Origin of the sequence: Lysinibacillus sp. NPDC097868 (assembly GCF_044761135.1) — a bacterium.
In the GTDB taxonomy this organism is placed as follows: domain Bacteria; phylum Bacillota; class Bacilli; order Bacillales_A; family Planococcaceae; genus Lysinibacillus.
Window position 1 is genome coordinate 46,276 of record NZ_JBIWBS010000009.1, and the last position, 16,982, is coordinate 63,257.

A 16,982-nucleotide genomic window follows, 5' to 3' on the forward strand; every position below is an offset into this window, starting at 1 on the left:
AAGCGAAGTGGATTTTTGGGATATAGGAAGTCTTATGCTTTTGTTAGGGTCTATGCTAAGTGCCAGTCACTCAAACAATTCGGAAGATTTTTGCCATTTGGATTTTGTATAGTTGTGAGATATTCGGGGAACGTTATTTTTGAAAGGATGCGTGACGAATATGGAAGAGATTAAATTTGCACAATTAGATCACACACAACTTGAAAAAATTAATGAGCTAGAAAAGAAAATTGGTGTTACTTTAGTTGCTTATGATGCAGCGGCAACACCAAATCAAGGTTCAGGTTCATACGACACTGATCATGGCACAAATCAAAACCATCCATCTTAAATAATGAAAACGCCTTGCAGCAATGTAAGGTTTTTTCATTTTATAATCGAACAAAAGGAGCTGTATACATGTTTCAGGACTATTATACGGATTTACATATTCACATTGGACGAACAATGAGTGGGCGAGCAGTTAAGATTACGGGAAGTAAAACTTTAACATTATCGCGAATTTTAGAGATGGCTAGTGCAAAAAAAGGGCTTGATATAATCGGCATTATTGATTGTCATTCGCCAGAAGTACTTGCTGAAATGGAGATGATGATAAATCGAGGTGAACTAGAAGAATTATCCGAAGGGGGCCTTCGGTTTCAAAAAACTACGCTTATTCCAGGCTCGGAAATTGAGATTTATGATAGCAACTGTCATGGTCCAATTCATGTGCTAGCTTATTTTCCTACTATCGCAGTGATGGAGGATTTTTCGAATTGGATGAGAGGCTTTATGAAAAACATTCATTTAAGTTCACAGCGTATTTATTGTGATGGACAAGCGCTACAACAAAAAGTTCGAGAATTAGGAGGCCTTTTTATTCCAGCGCATGTTTTTACACCATTTAAAAGTTTATTTGGAAGAGGCGTTCACCACAGTTTAACTGAAGTGTTTGATCCACAGCTTATCGATGCTATAGAACTCGGTTTAAGCTCTGATACCAATATGGTAAAAAATATACGAGAAATTCAGAGGTATACATTTGTAACTAATTCTGATGCACATTCGCTTGGTAAAATTGCACGTGAATATCAAAAGCTGCGATTAAAGGCAGCAAATTTTACCGAACTAAAGATGGCACTCCATGAACAGGAAGGGCGAGGCGTAATAGCTAATTATGGGTTAAACCCATTGCTTGGCAAATATCATCAAACAGTATGCGCTAAATGTGGTAAGCAGTTAAACGATGGGGATACGATTTGCAGGTCGTGTGGAAGTTCACAAATCGTTAAAGGCGTTGCGACTCGAATTATGGAACTTTCTGATTTGAATAGTGCTGAACGTGAGAGACCACCTTATATTCATCAAGTACCACTTGATTTTATACCGGGTTTAGGTCCGAAAATGATGGAAAGATTACTTCACGCATTTGGAACTGAAATGACAATTTTACATCGAATTTCAACGGAGCAGCTTGCGGAAATTGTGCCACTTAAAATAGCAAAAATGATTGATTTAGCTAGAACAGGACAATTAAATATTGCAGTTGGTGGAGGAGGCGTCTACGGAAAGGTCCAGCCTGAATAGGGTAAATAATTAGGTAAATATAGGGCGATTTAAGGTATTTACTATTAATGTTCCCATTTTTATCCTCAATCTAGTAAACTAGAAATTATTAGATGTGCAGGAGGAGTGGGAATATGCATTTTACAAAGAAATTTCGTTTTTTAGCTGCAAGTGTACTAGCTTTACAGTTAATAGTCCCTGTAGGAGCAAATGCAGCGAATAAGCAAGATGACATTGCGCCAAGTTGGGTTGTACAAGCTGATTATGTGGCGCTAGGTGATTCATTGGCACATGGCATGAATGAGGTTGGAGCCATTGGTCTTGGTTATACAGATTTTGTTGCACAGGCATTGCAACAAGCGGGTTTGTTAACATCTTATAATAAAGGCTTTGCGTATTCAGGCTATACAACGAAAAATGTGTTGGAAGACTTACAAGGTGACGTAGAAAAACCTGTGACTGGATTTGGTTATACCAATGATCGTGCAAAGCTTAGAGCTTCAATTCAGGAAGCGGAGCTGATTACGTTAACTGCTGGTGCGAATGATTTATTACCTATTTTAAAAGAAGCGACAACAACTGGTATAGATACTGCGACCATTTTAAAAGCATCGCAACAAGCTATAAATAATATAGCCGCAATTTTAGCCGAAATTAAAAAGCTGAATCCGCAAGTGCAAATTTATGTTATGGGTTACTATAATTCTTTCCCTTATTATAGTGAAGAGTTGCAGACACAATTTAAAATGCTATTAGGTGTTATGAATGCTTCTATTAAAACAACCGCTGAAAAAGCAGGTGCGATATTTGTGCCTACTTTCGATGTTGTGGCTAAAGATGTGCCAACTTATTTACCAAATCCAGAAAACATTCATTTAAGTGAAGCGGGCTATCTAGCTGTAGCAAATCAAGCATTTTTACCAATTATTCAAGCAAGCCCATTATGGGATGCATCTTCTGCAATCCAAGTCAATGTTGAAAGTAGTACAGCGGCAAAGGTCAATTGGCAAGCAGCCACAGATAATGAGGGTGTTACGAAATACAATGTTTATGTAAATAAAAAGCTCTACTCTACAGTTAACGCTGATCAAAAGACGATATTGCTCGATAGTTTAACAGAAAATACTGCTTATACAGTTGCTATAAAAGCGTTAGATGCAGCTGGTAATGAAAGTGTTCAAAGTCCAACTGCAACATTTACAACAGGTAGTAAAGTACAATTTCTAGATATAAAAAATCATTGGGCAACGGAGTTTATTCAAAAAGCAGCTGAAACAGGCATTTTGAAGGGCTATGAGGATGGAACATTTAGACCTGAACAAAATATAACACGTGCTCAAGCAGCGGCAATGCTTGTAAGAAGTTTAGGTTTAACAACGAAAGACAAAGCGCCATTCAAAGATATTGCAAGCTACGATGCAGAAACTCAAGCAGAAATTGCAGCAGCTTACGCACATGGACTTGTTAAAGGGTCTGATGGCAAGTTTAATCCGAGTCAGCCTATTACACGTGCACAATTAGCACTAATGATTAACCGCGCATATAATAAGCAGCTCAATCAAGCATATGTTGCGAAAGGTATTACACCATTTACAGATATAGATAGCTATAATGATGAGACGAAAAATGCTATAACAATGCTATATGAGTTTGGTATTGTAATAGGGAGTGAAGGAAGATTTTCTCCAGATGCTCCCACAAAACGTAGTCATGCAGCTAAAATCTTTGTTAACTTTAGTGAGCTATTGAAATAATCAACTGTAGAGAGTTCGTGAGAGCAATATAATGTCGCTCATCTAGTTGAGATTTACGGCCATAAATCCTACAAAAAAGCCGTTCAATAAATCGACTGTAAGATTTATTGAACGGCTATTCTTTTTGTTAAGAATTATGATAATTTGGCAATAATGCCTTCTTCATCATCTAATATTAGCTCAATACCTGTTGAGAAAGGATCTTGGTGTAGAACGTCTTTTATCCAGACACGTAAAGCGCCAATCATAGCAGCGGTATTTAAAACTTCCATTTGACCATTTGTTTCAACTTCTGCGCCGAAGCCTGTTTCATCTTCATAAGTTAACTCAACAAGTACATCTTCTGGGCGAAGATTTTTATGATAGGCCTGTGATAGGCAAATCGCATTAATAATATCTTGTTCGTTAATTATTTGTGCCATTGCGTAGCTTCCTGTTCTTTACGTTTTTTATCTTTAAACATATTGATAATTTTAACGACAAGCATCACAATAACAACAATTGCAGCAACGTTGATTAGTAAGCCTAAAATATTACCAAGCATTCCTAGACCACTAAATAGACTACCGAATAATAGACCTGCTAAACCACCTAGCATTAAGCCTTTCATTAGGCCACCAGAGAAAAAGCCACCTTTTTTCGCAGTAGTATCTGTTTTGTTTGTAGATGTAGTATTATTTTTATTTGTTGTAGCATTATTTTGGTCTTTAGAATTATCCTGAGATTTTTGGATATTTGAACTATTGTTATTGTTTGAGAAGCCTTTTTTACCTGACTTATACGATTTCGCTTCAGCAGTCGGTGTGTCCGATATTAATAATGTTGCACCAACTGACGCAAACATAAGTGTCGCTGCGAAAAGAGCAGCAAGAATTTTTTTCATTACTTACATTCCTCCAATATAATTTTATATTTTGTCATAAACTAGTTCTTAATAGTAATTTTACATGAACTATAGTGAAAAATAAAATATTCACTACCTGTAATTTAGGAAATTTGCAATATATGAACAAGTAGTGTCAGTATACTGCTGAATGGGGAATAGAAAGGAAGGAAAGGGGTAAAGGTAATGCTTCCAACAATGACATTATTGATTTCAGTATTTTTAATGCTATATATTACGGAAAAAAGGCGATTTTTTAATGCTATAGTTTTAGGATTAATAGGCTTAAATTTATTTGTAGGAATAACAACACGTTATGCATTATTCATAAACGAACAAGGGATTGTGTCCAAGATGGGCATAATGACGTTGTTTGGCATTATCCCTAGTATAATGTTGTTATTATCCATCGCGATGTTTTTCAATAGCAAAATCCTACTTGAAAAAGAAGGACGAAGAATTCGAAATTTATTATTAGCTGTTTTCGGATTGGCTTTCTTATTAATGATGATTGGATATGTCTTCGTATTTTTTACGAATATCGAAAATGGATTTTGGCATATTCTTTTCTTTTATGCTTTTTTGATTTTTGCTTATACAGTATTTTTATATACAAGTGTGATGGTCTACGCTATTATTTATCATTTTACACCAATAACATACGAGCCGCGTTATATTATTGTGCTCGGATCAGGCCTTATCGGAGACAAAGTTCCCCCTCTGCTAGCAAGTCGTTTAGATGAAGCTGTTAAGCAATATAAAAAATATGGGGAACGTCCGTTTATTATCGTCTCTGGTGGGCGTGGAAGTGATGAAAAAGTTTCAGAAGCGTTTGCGATGGAAACATATATAATAGATGAATACCAAATACCGCATCGTAAAATATTGATGGAAGATAAATCAACAAATACAGAACAGAATATGGCTTTCTCTAAAGCAATTATGGATGCGCATGCGCAAGGAAGGAAATATCGATCCCTTTTTGTTACGAATAACTTCCACGTATTTCGCGCAAGTATTTATGCAAGAAGGGCAAAGTTAGATGCACAAGGTGTAGGTTCTAAAACAGCGTTGTATTATATACCTAACGCTTTTACTCGGGAATTTATCGGTTTATTAGAAATGTATAAATGGGTACATGTAACGGTCTTTTTCGTCATTACATTATTAATAGGACTCATGTTAAGAGCATATGTGTAACCATTCTTGAACTGCCTTCCATATAATAGTATCAAGGCAGTTTTTTTACATAGTGTGCAAGGGGGGAAAACAAATGTATGGGCAATTTTTAGCAAAGCAAAATAAGGAACGAACGGAGTCCTTACAACAGCTAACACATATACAGAATACATGGTTTGCACAAAATTTATCTTTACTCATTTTGGATGAAGTACAACTGACGACCTTGCAAAAAATGCTGTATCAAGTTATTCAAGGATTGTTAAGAAAAAAACAACAACGTCATTTGCAAATTGTACATCCAGAGCAAACACAAACTGTACAAGATAATGTTTTAACACTGTTAGCAGAATATGATGACTTATTGCGTGAGGCAATACCACTCCCTATTTATATTTTAATATGGCAAATTACTTCTTTAGAGAAGTTAGCTTATACAACAGAAGTTGTGGATGATGTTCTCGATATACTGGAATGGTTTGTTATGAGACAAGACGAAGCGGTAGAACTATTTGAAGAAGAAGATTTAGATCATGAAGAAATCATTGATTTATACAAAGCAGCCATTGAAGAACAAGATGCAGATGCCCAGTTTGAGCTAGGAGAATATTATAGTACAAACGATGATACACCTTTCCAGCCAGAAAAATCGATAAAATGGTTTGAACTAGCAGCAAAACAAAGTAATGCAGATGCTCAATATGCACTTGGTAACTATTATTTTGAGGGCATAGGTGTAGACGAGAATTATGATCGAGCGTTCCAATTGTATGAAGCAGCTGCGAATCAGGGGCATGCAGATGCAGCTAATAACTTAGCTGATATGTATTTTAATGGGGAAAGCGTATCAGAAAATATGGTGCTTGCTAAGAAATGGTTTGATGTTGCAGCAACACAAGGTGTGGCAGAGGCAATGTTTACATTAGGTATTATACATGAGCAAGGACTAGGGATTGCTATAGATGAGCAGCAGGCATTTAACTTCTATAAAAAAGCGGCTGAGGCAGGCTATGTTGAAGCGGAATATAGGCTTGGTGGAATCTATTTAGAAGGTCATTTAGGGCAAACTCGTGATGTAAATCGAGGTTTATATTGGTTTGAAAGAGCTGCAGAACAATATCATGTAGATGCATTTTATGATTTGGGCTTTATTTGGAGCAAGGGGTTAACGGGAATCCGTAATATTGAAAAAGGTATTCATTGGTTCAAGCAAGCGGCACTTCAAGGAGATCCTGAAGCAAAATTACAACTTGGCCACATTTACAATAAAGGTGAAGGCATATCACGGAATATTAAAGAAGCGAAGAAATGGTATGGACTTGCTGCAGAAGCAGGAATAGAAGAAGCGTCTCAATTACTTGAGGAGTTAGATAATTTGTAAAACCCGAATGTTGTTATACTGGAATTACCCGCAATGGTTAGTTATAAACTAGCCATTGCGGGTTTTTTGCTGTTATAAAGAAAATAATGCTTTTACGTCATTACAAAGAAATAAGTACACAATGGATTAAATCTTTGCATAATTGGTCAATTATTAGAGTGGTTATTTAAAACTATTTATTAACCATATCACTATTGGTCTTTTTGAACCATTTTTAGATGTGGTTTTAGGTTAAATGACCTCGTTGGAATAAATAAATGATAGATAGTGAAATTGCTGATACTTAATTATGCTCGGAGTAATTCAAACAATATTCTTTAATTAGTAAAAAGACCGTCGATATAGCTAACGAAAAATGTTGAATTAGTAATTTTATCACATTTCCATGATGGATAACTTTTTTGTTTAGTATTAAATATTATAGTGATAAATGGTAAAATATAGGTTAAAATAAATTGACAATTATATTTAAAGTGTATAATGTAAATGAGTAATTTTAAAATGTAAAATTAATGAATTATTGATTATTATGATGTTATTTTGTTATATTATTTTCTTGTTAATTTATTAGCGGTCGTGGTATTTTTTCGTATATTTATAAATATATTTGGGTAAACGGAAATAGATTATGCTCAGCTCTTCAAAAGAACTCGTATATGAAAGAGGGAAAAGTGTGATTTTTCAAAAACAGAAAAAGGCAATGGCATTAGATTTACAACAATACTCAGTGACAATGGATGTTCCGAACTCACGAACATTGGTGAAGCAGATTGAAATGTTAAATTTGACCAAATTAGATTTACAATATTTAAAGGCTTTTAAACCATTTGTTGAGGACAACATTAATCAAATCGTTGACCGATTTTATGGAATGATTGGAACTGAGCAAAGTTTAGTAGATATTATTAATAAACATAGTTCTGTAGATAAGTTGAAGGTCACATTGCGTCGGCATATTATTGAAATGTTTAACGGTACAATAGATGAAGAGTTTTATAAAAGACGAGTAAGTATCGCAAAAGTACATGTACATATCGGCCTTAGAACACAATGGTATATTTGTGCTTTCCAAGATTTAGCCATTTCATTTATTGACTTGGTAGAAAAACATGTAGAACATCCTATGGACCAATTTAATACAATTCGTGCAATCTCTAAAATTTCTAATTTTGAGCAGCAGCTTGTATTAGAGGCTTTTGAAAGTACAGTCGAACGCCTAAAGGAAAATGTAGAACGTGAGAAAGAGGCAGTTGAGAGAAAAATCGTGGAATCTTCAGAGGGTCTTGCTGCAATTTCTCAAGAAACAAATGCCTCATTCCATCAATTAAATAATCAATCACATGAGATTAAGGAATTGGCGAAAAGATCATTACAGGTCAGTACGCTAGCTGAAAGTCAGGCGATTGAAGGTCGGGAACGTCTACAACATCAATCGAAAAATATGAGTAACATTATTCAATCAGTAGATGATATTACAGACAATATTAAGCAATTGACAGAAATGTCTAAGGAAATGGAAGAGATTATGAATGTTGTGACGAACATTGCAAATCAAACAAATTTATTAGCTTTAAATGCAGCGATTGAAGCAGCTCGTGCTGGAGAAGCGGGGAAAGGCTTTAGTGTTGTAGCAGATGAAGTTCGTAAATTATCTAGTCAAACAAAGGAATCTGTCACATCCGTAGCTAAATTATTAGAAAAAACGACGGAGCGAACGGATAATCTTGCCTACACGCTTAGTCATATTCAGGAAGAAGTTGCGTCAGGTGAGGAAAACATGTCTCAAACTGAGGGGCAATTTAACAAAATTTTAGATGCTATGACACAAGCTAAGTGTCAAAATGATCGCATGGAAAAAGAAGTGCTGGCTGTGGCTCAGATTCTTAATGAGCTTGGACTTGCATTTAATGAAGTCACAAATTCAGCAGATAAATTAGCGAATGTTGCACAAAACTTAAACTAATTTAATGATTTCATAAAATGGGGCTTAAATGTCCTCTAAATAAAACTTAATTTAAAATCCGCTTTTGCTTTCCTCAGGTAGGATAGGAGCTTTATGGTCTTTGTGCTCTTGCCCTCCTTTACGGAAAACGAAGTGGATTTTTATTTGTATCGGAAGAAGGGTGACAGGCACTCAAACAATTTCAAGTTTTGCATTTTAAGACTAACTAAGTAAAAATCCCCGAAAACTTTTGGAGAACGCACGCACTGTAAGCCGCAATAAACCACGCCACAGGCGACTGTTACGGCTCATAGTGTGCCTGCGAAAAGCGCAGTGAATATTTGCGCTATAGGAAGCCAAAGTTATGCTAGGTGTCAGGCACTCAAACAATTTACCCGTAGTTGAATCAACGGCAGTATTCTTCTATTTATTTTTTGAGTGCTTCATTTTTGCTAAATTTGTAATGGGTTGAACGTAAATGTTTGCAAAAACAGTTTATACTAATAGGAGATAAATAAAGAAATTAGGGGCGATTCTTCATGGAAACAATAGTTGTATTAGGTGGCGGAATTACAGGTTTATGTACGATGCATTATCTACAACGTCAAGTATTGGAGAAAAAAATAGATGTAAACCTAGTACTTGTTGAAAAAAATGCATACTTAGGTGGAAAGCTACACTCCGCATATGACCATGGTTTTATAATGGAAACGGGCGCTGATTCAATTGTAGCTCGTCATAAAGGCGTCATGGAGCTAGTACAGGAGCTTAATTTTGAACAGGAGCTAGTGTACAACGAAACAGGAGTATCTTATATCTATACAAACGACGAATTACATGCAATACCAGCTGATTCAACATTCGGTATTCCTATGAGTTTAGCATCTCTGGAAGCAAGTACGCTTGTATCAGAAGCTGGTAAGCAAATCGCATTACAGGACTTAACGATGCCGAATAAAGGTTTTACTAAAGAAAGCTCCATAGGCGAGTTTTTAACGTATTACTTAGGTGAAGAGCTTGTGCAAAATCAAATAGCGCCAGTATTAGCAGGAGTATATTCTGGTGACCTACATCAACTTTCGATTGCTTCTACATTGCCGTACTTAATCGATTATAAAGATGATTACGGTAGCATCATCAAGGGGTTTGATGCAAATCGCGAACAATTTATGAAAGCTTCCAATAAAAAGTTTGTTTCATTTAAAAAAGGCTTATCGTCTCTGATTGATCGACTTGAAGAAACGTTAACAGAAGTAGAAATGATCAAGGGCGTAGCAACAACAAGTGTAAAGAAACATGAAGGGCAATATACAATTACATTAGCAAATAGTAGAAAGCTTGAGGCTGATCACGTTGTATTAGCGCTGCCGAATGAAGCGGTGAAAAACTTATTACAGGACCCATCGTTAGATCATTATTTTAAGGAATTTACTACAGCTTCAGCAATAACAATTTACCTAGGTTTTGATGTACCGGATGCAGTGCTACCAGCAGATGGAACAGGCTTTATTGTGTCACATAATTCAAATGTCCAATGCAATGCAGCAACTTGGACAAGTCGAAAATGGAAGCATACATCTGCTAATAGTAAATTGCTTGTACGACTCTTTTATAAGAGCATCAATCCTGCGTATGAACAATTATGTAAGATGACAGATGAAGAACTAGCTGCTGTCGCATTAGACGATGTAAAGAAAAGTTTAGGGATTGATGAAAAGCCAACTGTAGTTAATGTTGCGAAATGGATTGATCAAATGCCAAAATACGATTTAGCACATCATGAGGCATTGAAGGGCTTAACAGCTGAGCTTGCAGAAAGCTATCCAAATTTATCGATTGCAGGCTGCTCTTATTTCGGAGTAGGCATTGGTGCTTGTATTCAAAATGGTAAAAAAATAGGCGAAGAACTTGCAGAAAAACTAGTATAACCGTAAAATAAATGCGAAAATTTGATATTTTTCTGGAGAAATCTCCTTTGTTGAGTGAAATAGTCTTGACTCTATCGCCTGTAAACGATATGATTCTTTTAATTATTTGAAAAATTCATACTACATTCTTATCGAGAGAAGCCGAGGGACTGGCCCTATGAAGCTTCAGCAACCAACTTATGTCAGGTGCTAAATCCAGAAGACCTTTTTGGTCGAAGATGAGAAGGAAAAACAATTACGATTCGTTAAAGCCTTCTTTTTTGTAAAAGAAGGCTTTTTATATTTTTGGATACAAGGAAAGTGAGGGTTACGTTTTATGGGATTGCTAGAAAAGTTAAAAACACATGTGTTAACTGCAGATGGTGCCATTGGTACTGTATTATATGGCTACGGCTTGGAGTACTGCCATGAAGAAATGAATGTACAGAGACCGAAATTGATTGAAAAAATCCATAAAGAATATATTGCTGCTGGTGCAGATGTGATTCAGACAAATACTTACGGTGCTAATGCTATTAAATTAGCACGCTACGGTTTAGAATCGCGAGTTCAGCAGTTTAATGAAGCGGCAATCACGATTGCAAAACGTGCCGCAGCAGATGGCGGACAATTTGTGTTAGGCACAATTGGGGGCATCCGTGGTATTCGTAAAAGTGATGCAACATTAGAGGAAATTTTATCGACAGTTGAAGAGCAAGCAAATGTGTTACTTGCAGGCAATCCAGATGGCCTTTTACTTGAAACGTATTATGATTTCGAAGAGTTAAGCGCAACGTTGAAAATGTTACGTGCCAAAACAAAGCTACCAATTATTGCGCAGGTGTCGATGCATGAACCAGGCGTGTTACAAAATGGAATGGCATTAAATCAAGCATTGCACGAGCTAGAAGCTCTTGGTGCAGACGTAGTAGGCGTGAATTGTCGTTTAGGGCCGCATCATACAATTCAAGCATTTGAAGGAGTTGAGCTTCCTGAAAAAGCATTTATGTCTGCATATCCAAATGCATCCTTGCTAGATTTAGAGGATGGGCGTGTCGTATATGAGTCAGAAGCAGATTATTTTGGTCGTGCCGCAGTTGCACTAGTTGACCAAGGTGTTCGTTTAATCGGTGGTTGCTGTGGAACAACACCAAAGCACATAGCAGCAGCGAAAAAATATTTAGAAGAGTTAACACCTATTGAAGAAAAGTTTGCTAAGCCTGAAAAAGTACAGGTTGTACGTGAAGCAGAGCCTGCAACGTATGAGCCATTGCATGAGAAGGTAAAGCGCGAGCGTTCGGTTATCGTGGAGTTAGACACACCGAGACATTTAGAAATTGACGGCTTTATTCAAGGTGCGAAAAAATTATATGAAGCAGGCGCTGATGTAGTGATGATGGCAGATAATTCACTCGCATCGCCCCGCATTAGTAATGTGGCAATGGGTGCGTTATTGAAGGAAACGCACGGTGTCCGGCCATTAACGCATATAACGTGCCGTGACCGTAATTTAATTGGATTACAGTCACATTTGATGGGCTTAAATGCACTTGGCATTCATGATATTCTAGCAGTTACTGGAGATCCGACTAAGGTAGGTGATTTCCCGGGTGCCACAAGCGTTTATGATGTATCTTCTATGGAACTAATCCAGCTGATTAAACAGTTGAATGAAGGTATTTCATTTTCTGGAAAGCCACTTCGTAAAAAGGCAAACTTCTCTGTAGCGGCAGCATTTAACCCGAATGTACGTGTACTAGACCGAGCAGTGGCTCGACTAGAGAAAAAGATAGAGCATGGTGCGGATTACTTTATTTCTCAACCAGTTTATACGAAAGAAAAAATCATTGAAATTTATGAGGCAACTAAGCATTTAGATGCACCAATTTATATTGGTATTATGCCAGTAACGAGCTATAAGAGCGCTGAGTTTTTACATCATGAAGTACCAGGTATCAAACTATCTGACGATGCACTGTCACGTATGAAGGCATGTGGTGAAGATAAGGAACGTTCAACATTAGAAGGGATTGCAATTGCTAAAGAGTTAGTAGAAGTAGCTGCAGAGTATTTCAATGGTATTTACTTAATTACACCGTTTTTACGCTATGATATGACGCTAGAGTTAATGAAATTTATTGAGCAATTGGATGAACAGAAAAAAGGGGTAAGTATAGATGGCTAAGCACTTGATTGAAGAGCAACTAGAGAAACGAATATTAATTCTGGATGGCGCAATGGGTACAATGCTTCAAAATGAAAACTTATCAGCTGAAGATTTTGGTGGCGAGGAGCTTGATGGTTGTAACGAGAATCTTGTATTAACTAGACCTGATGTGCTTGAAAAGGTTCACCGTAAATATTTAGAGGCTGGTGCGGATATTATTTGTACAAATACGTTTGGAGGTACGCCTCTCGTATTAAATGAATATAATCTTGGGTCTAAGGCAGAAGAAATTAATAAACGTGCGGTGGAAATTGCGCGCAAAGTAGTGGATGAGTTTTCTACTCCAGAGTGGCCCCGTTTTGTTGCAGGAGCAATGGGTCCAACGACGAAAACATTATCAGTAACTGGCGGTATTACCTTTGATGAACTTGAAGAAAACTTTTATGTACAGGCAAAGGCCCTCATCGAAGCGGGTTCAGACGTACTGCTTCTTGAAACGAGTCAGGATATGCTAAATGTAAAAGCGGGGACACTGGGGGTGTCACGTGCGTTTGAGGAAACTGGAAAAGAACTACCTGTTATGATTTCAGGCACGATTGAGCCAATGGGCACAACGCTAGCAGGGCAAACGATTGATGCCTTTTACATATCAATTGAGCATATTAAGCCGTTATCTGTCGGCTTAAACTGTGCGACAGGTCCAGAGTTTATGACAGATCATATTCGTTCGTTAGCGGAGCTTTCTACCGGCTATATTAGCTGTTATCCAAATGCTGGTTTGCCAGATGAGGAAGGTTGCTATCATGAATCACCAGAATCTTTATCTCAAAAATTAAAAGGTTTTGCTGAAAAAGGCTGGCTTAACATTGTTGGCGGTTGTTGTGGAACAACACCAGCACATATTGCCGCAATCCGAGAGGTATTGAAGGATGAAAAGCCGCGACAATTACCAGAAAGCACACATGGTCATGTAGTATCAGGTATTGAGCCTTTAGTATACGATGATTCGATGCGTCCGCTGTTTATTGGGGAGCGAACTAATGTTATTGGCTCTCGAAAATTCAAAAATTTAATCATTGACAGTAAATATGAGGAAGCGGCAGAAATCGCACGTGCACAAGTGAAAAATGGGGCACATGTTATAGATATTTGCTTAGCGAACCCAGATCGTGATGAATTAGCGGATATGCGGGGCTTTATGCAGGAAGTTGTTAAGAAAGTAAAAGTGCCGCTTGTAATTGATTCTACAGATGAGAAAGTAATTGAAGAAGCGCTGAAATTTTCACAAGGTAAAGCCATTATCAACTCTATTAATCTGGAGGATGGGGAAGAACGTTTTGACGCAGTAATGCCGCTAGTGAAAAAATATGGTGGCTCTTTAGTTGTCGGTACGATTGATGAGCAAGGGATGGCAGTAGATCGTCATCGTAAACTAGAAATTGCAGAGCGTTCTTATCAATTATTAACAGAGAAATGGGGCTTAGCACCAGAGGATATAATTTTTGACCCGCTTATGTTCCCAGTTGGTACAGGGGATGAACAATATATTGGTTCAGCACTTGAAACAATCGAGGGCATTCGTCTTATAAAAGAAAAATTACCTCGCACGTTAACTGTTCTCGGAGTAAGTAATATTTCCTTCGGCTTACCACCAGTTGGCCGTGAAGTATTGAATGCTGTTTATTTATATCACTGTACACAGGCAGGCTTGGATTACGCGATTGTCAACACAGAGAAGTTAGAGCGTTATGCTTCGATTCCTGAAGAGGAAATTAAGCTTGCAAATGACCTATTATTCAATACAAATGATGAAACATTAGCGGTATTCACTGATTTTTATCGTGATAAAAAGAAAGAGAAAACTGAAGCTGATATTCCGAAAACAGTGGAAGGACGCTTAGCTTATTATATTTTAGAAGGTACGAAAGAGGGGCTTATTGAAGATCTTGATGCCGCTCGTGAAATTTATGACGCACCGCTTGATATTATTAATGGACCATTGATGGAAGGGATGGCTGAGGTTGGTCGTTTATTCAATGATAATCAGCTTATCGTAGCGGAAGTATTACAATCAGCAGGTGTTATGAAGGCAGCTGTAGCGCATCTTGAGCAATTTATGGAGAAAAATGAGGATAGCTCGGGTAAAGGCAAAATGGTGCTTGCCACTGTAAAAGGTGATGTGCATGATATTGGTAAAAACCTCGTAGATATTATTTTAAGTAATAACGGATATAAAGTGGTTGATTTAGGCATTAAAGTAACGCCATCTCAGTTAATCGAGGCTATTCGCAAGGAAAAGCCTGATTTTATCGGTCTGTCGGGCTTGCTTGTTAAATCTGCTCAGCAGATGGTTATCACTGCCCAGGACTTTAAAGCAGCTGGTATTAATGTACCTATATTAGTAGGGGGCGCAGCATTGTCTCGTCGCTTTACTGAAACGAAAATTGCAAACGAATATGAAGGTCCTGTTATTTACTCAAAAGATGCGATGCAGGGGCTAGAGCAAGTAAATCTTTTAATGGGTACAGAGACGCGAGAAAACTTTTTAGCTGAAATAGCAGACTCACGTCAAAAACGGTTAGAGGCTGATGAGAAACGTGCAGCGCGACCTGTGAAAGAAATTACTGTGAAGCCTGTACGTACAGTAAAAGATGCGCCTGTGTTCTTGCCTGCGGATGTTCGTCGGCATGTGAAAAAGGATTATTCGGTATCACATTTATATCCATATGTGAATATGCGAACATTGATTGGTCACCACCTAGGGCTGAAAGGACAAGTTCAGCAATTGCTTGATGCAGGGGATGAACGGGCAACAGAACTAAAACAACTAGTCGATGGTTATTTACAAAGTGACCTATTAAAACCTTCGGGCTTGTATCAGTTCTTCCCAGCGCAAGCAGATGGAGATGATGTTGTCGTTTATGATCCGTCAGATAGTAAAACAGAAATTGAACGTTTTACCTTCCCACGTCAGCAGGTTGAACCGTTTATGTGTTTAGCTGATTTCTTGAAAACAGTAGATAGCGGAGAGATGGACTATGTTGCACTGATGGTTGTAACTGCTGGACAAGGTGTTATGGCGACAGCTCGTCAGTTAAAAGAGGAAGGGAAATTCCTTGAAAGCCATGCCCTTCAATCAACAGCTCTTGAGCTTGCAGAAGGCTTTGCAGAGCGTATGCATCAAGAAATTCGTGATCAATGGGGCTTCCCAGATAACACAGATTTCACAATGCGTGACCGTTTTGCAGCGAAATACCAAGGGCAACGTTTCTCATTTGGCTACCCTGCCTGCCCGAACTTGGAAGACCAAGAGAAATTATTTGGCTTATTAAAGCCGGAGGACATTGGGGTTCATTTAACAGAAGGCTTTATGATGGAGCCAGAAGCATCCGTATCTGCGATTGTTTTTGCACATCCAGATGCAAGATATTTTAACGTGTAATATAGATAAAAAAGGTTTATCTTTATGGAGAAGGATTTAATGCCAACTTAATAAAGTAAATGTCTACGTCTACGAGGGGTATGTTGCGGATATTGAAATGGTGTGATCGTACGACCAATCAAAGCCCAATATGCCCTTTGTGGCGAGGTAAATAAAATAGTTGCACTAGGTACAGCCCTGCCGTTATCGGTGGGGTCTATTTCTTTTACGGTGAGGGTGTGAATATGATGATTCGATTTATGGAAGAAAAAGATTTACCAGAGGTTTTAGTTATTTATAATGACATTATATTAACGAGTAAAGCAGTGTATAGGTATGAAATACAATCGTTAGAAGAAAAGAAACAATGGTTTCAAGAGCAAAAAGCAGCTGGTAATCCGTTGTTAGTCTTTGTAGAAAACGGAGTAGTCGCAGGTTTTGCAAATTACAGTCAGTTCCGTCCTTATCCCGGTTATAAGTATACAATGGAGCATTCGGTATATGTGCACAAGGACCATTATAAGAAAGGCATTGCAACGAAGTTAATGTACCAGTTGATTGAGATTGCACAGGAGCAAGGTGTTAAAACGTTAGTTGCTGGTATTGATGGCGAAAATATTGGAAGCATAAAGGCGCATGAGAAGTTAGGCTTTGAATATGCAGGAACTATAAAAAATGCTGGTTATAAATTTGACGAATGGCTGGATTTAGTATTCTATCAACTGCATTTAACCGGTCCAAAAAAGTAATGTGAATTGGCTTTATTGGATAAAAGCGTAATACCTAGTGGGGGGTAAAAA

The 16,982-nt window shown here is 37.6% G+C and carries 12 protein-coding genes and 1 riboswitch; of the genes, 10 read left to right on the top strand and 2 right to left on the bottom strand.

The window, feature by feature from the left end:
- Positions 1-160: 160 nt before the first annotated feature.
- The 3 genes from ACIQXJ_RS23400 to ACIQXJ_RS23410 all read left to right on the top strand — a co-directional run bounded on the left by ACIQXJ_RS23400 (position 161) and on the right by ACIQXJ_RS23410 (position 3,302).
- Positions 161-331 carry a hypothetical protein gene (locus ACIQXJ_RS23400; RefSeq protein ID WP_401014662.1) on the top strand — a complete coding sequence of 57 codons (171 nt, stop codon included), beginning with the start codon at positions 161-163 and terminating at the stop codon, positions 329-331.
- A gap of 68 nt (positions 332-399) precedes the next feature.
- Entirely contained in the window at positions 400-1,569 is a 1,170-nt protein-coding gene (locus tag ACIQXJ_RS23405) for an endonuclease Q family protein (RefSeq protein ID WP_403058328.1), read from the top strand.
- Positions 1,570-1,682: 113 nt separating this feature from the next.
- Complete coding sequence (locus tag ACIQXJ_RS23410; RefSeq protein ID WP_403058325.1) at positions 1,683-3,302, top strand: S-layer homology domain-containing protein; 1,620 nt, start codon at positions 1,683-1,685, stop codon at positions 3,300-3,302.
- A gap of 134 nt (positions 3,303-3,436) precedes the next feature.
- On the opposite strand, the gene ACIQXJ_RS23415 is transcribed toward ACIQXJ_RS23410, so the two are convergent.
- Together ACIQXJ_RS23415 and ACIQXJ_RS23420 are read right to left on the bottom strand one after the other, a co-directional pair.
- Positions 3,437-3,724 carry a DUF2653 family protein gene (locus ACIQXJ_RS23415; protein ID WP_340822151.1) on the bottom strand — a complete coding sequence of 96 codons (288 nt, stop codon included), beginning with the start codon at positions 3,722-3,724 and terminating at the stop codon, positions 3,437-3,439.
- Positions 3,712-4,185, bottom strand: coding sequence for a hypothetical protein (locus ACIQXJ_RS23420; protein ID WP_403058322.1), 474 nt, complete (start codon positions 4,183-4,185; stop codon positions 3,712-3,714). Before ACIQXJ_RS23420 ends, ACIQXJ_RS23415 begins: the two co-directional genes overlap by 13 nt.
- A gap of 186 nt (positions 4,186-4,371) precedes the next feature.
- Here ACIQXJ_RS23420 and ACIQXJ_RS23425 point away from each other — a divergent pair, with 186 nt between their 5' ends.
- From ACIQXJ_RS23425 to ACIQXJ_RS23455, 7 genes are all read left to right on the top strand, one after another.
- Entirely contained in the window at positions 4,372-5,385 is a 1,014-nt protein-coding gene (locus ACIQXJ_RS23425; protein ID WP_403058320.1) for a YdcF family protein, read from the top strand.
- A 73-nt stretch (positions 5,386-5,458) separates the two neighbouring features.
- Positions 5,459-6,745: an SEL1-like repeat protein gene (locus ACIQXJ_RS23430; protein WP_403058318.1), complete on the top strand. Its 1,287-nt coding sequence runs from the start codon at positions 5,459-5,461 to the stop codon at positions 6,743-6,745.
- A 673-nt stretch (positions 6,746-7,418) separates the two neighbouring features.
- On the top strand, positions 7,419-8,708 hold the full coding sequence (locus ACIQXJ_RS23435) for a methyl-accepting chemotaxis protein (RefSeq protein WP_403058316.1): 1,290 nt from the start codon (positions 7,419-7,421) through the stop codon (positions 8,706-8,708).
- Between the two features lie 518 nt (positions 8,709-9,226).
- On the top strand, positions 9,227-10,615 hold the full coding sequence (gene hemG / locus ACIQXJ_RS23440; protein WP_403058313.1) for a protoporphyrinogen oxidase: 1,389 nt from the start codon (positions 9,227-9,229) through the stop codon (positions 10,613-10,615).
- 125 nt (positions 10,616-10,740) lie between these two features.
- Positions 10,741-10,840: riboswitch (SAM riboswitch) on the top strand.
- Between the two features lie 91 nt (positions 10,841-10,931).
- The gene (locus tag ACIQXJ_RS23445) at positions 10,932-12,779 is read left to right on the top strand and encodes a bifunctional homocysteine S-methyltransferase/methylenetetrahydrofolate reductase (protein WP_403058310.1); all 1,848 of its coding nucleotides are present in this window, start codon (positions 10,932-10,934) and stop codon (positions 12,777-12,779) included.
- Positions 12,772-16,203, top strand: a complete 3,432-nt coding sequence (gene metH / locus ACIQXJ_RS23450; protein ID WP_403058307.1) for a methionine synthase — start codon at positions 12,772-12,774, stop codon at positions 16,201-16,203. The genes ACIQXJ_RS23445 and metH overlap by 8 nt, the downstream gene beginning before the upstream one ends.
- Before the next feature lie 227 nt (positions 16,204-16,430).
- On the top strand, positions 16,431-16,931 hold the full coding sequence (locus tag ACIQXJ_RS23455; protein WP_403058432.1) for a GNAT family N-acetyltransferase: 501 nt from the start codon (positions 16,431-16,433) through the stop codon (positions 16,929-16,931).
- Positions 16,932-16,982: the final 51 nt, after the last annotated feature.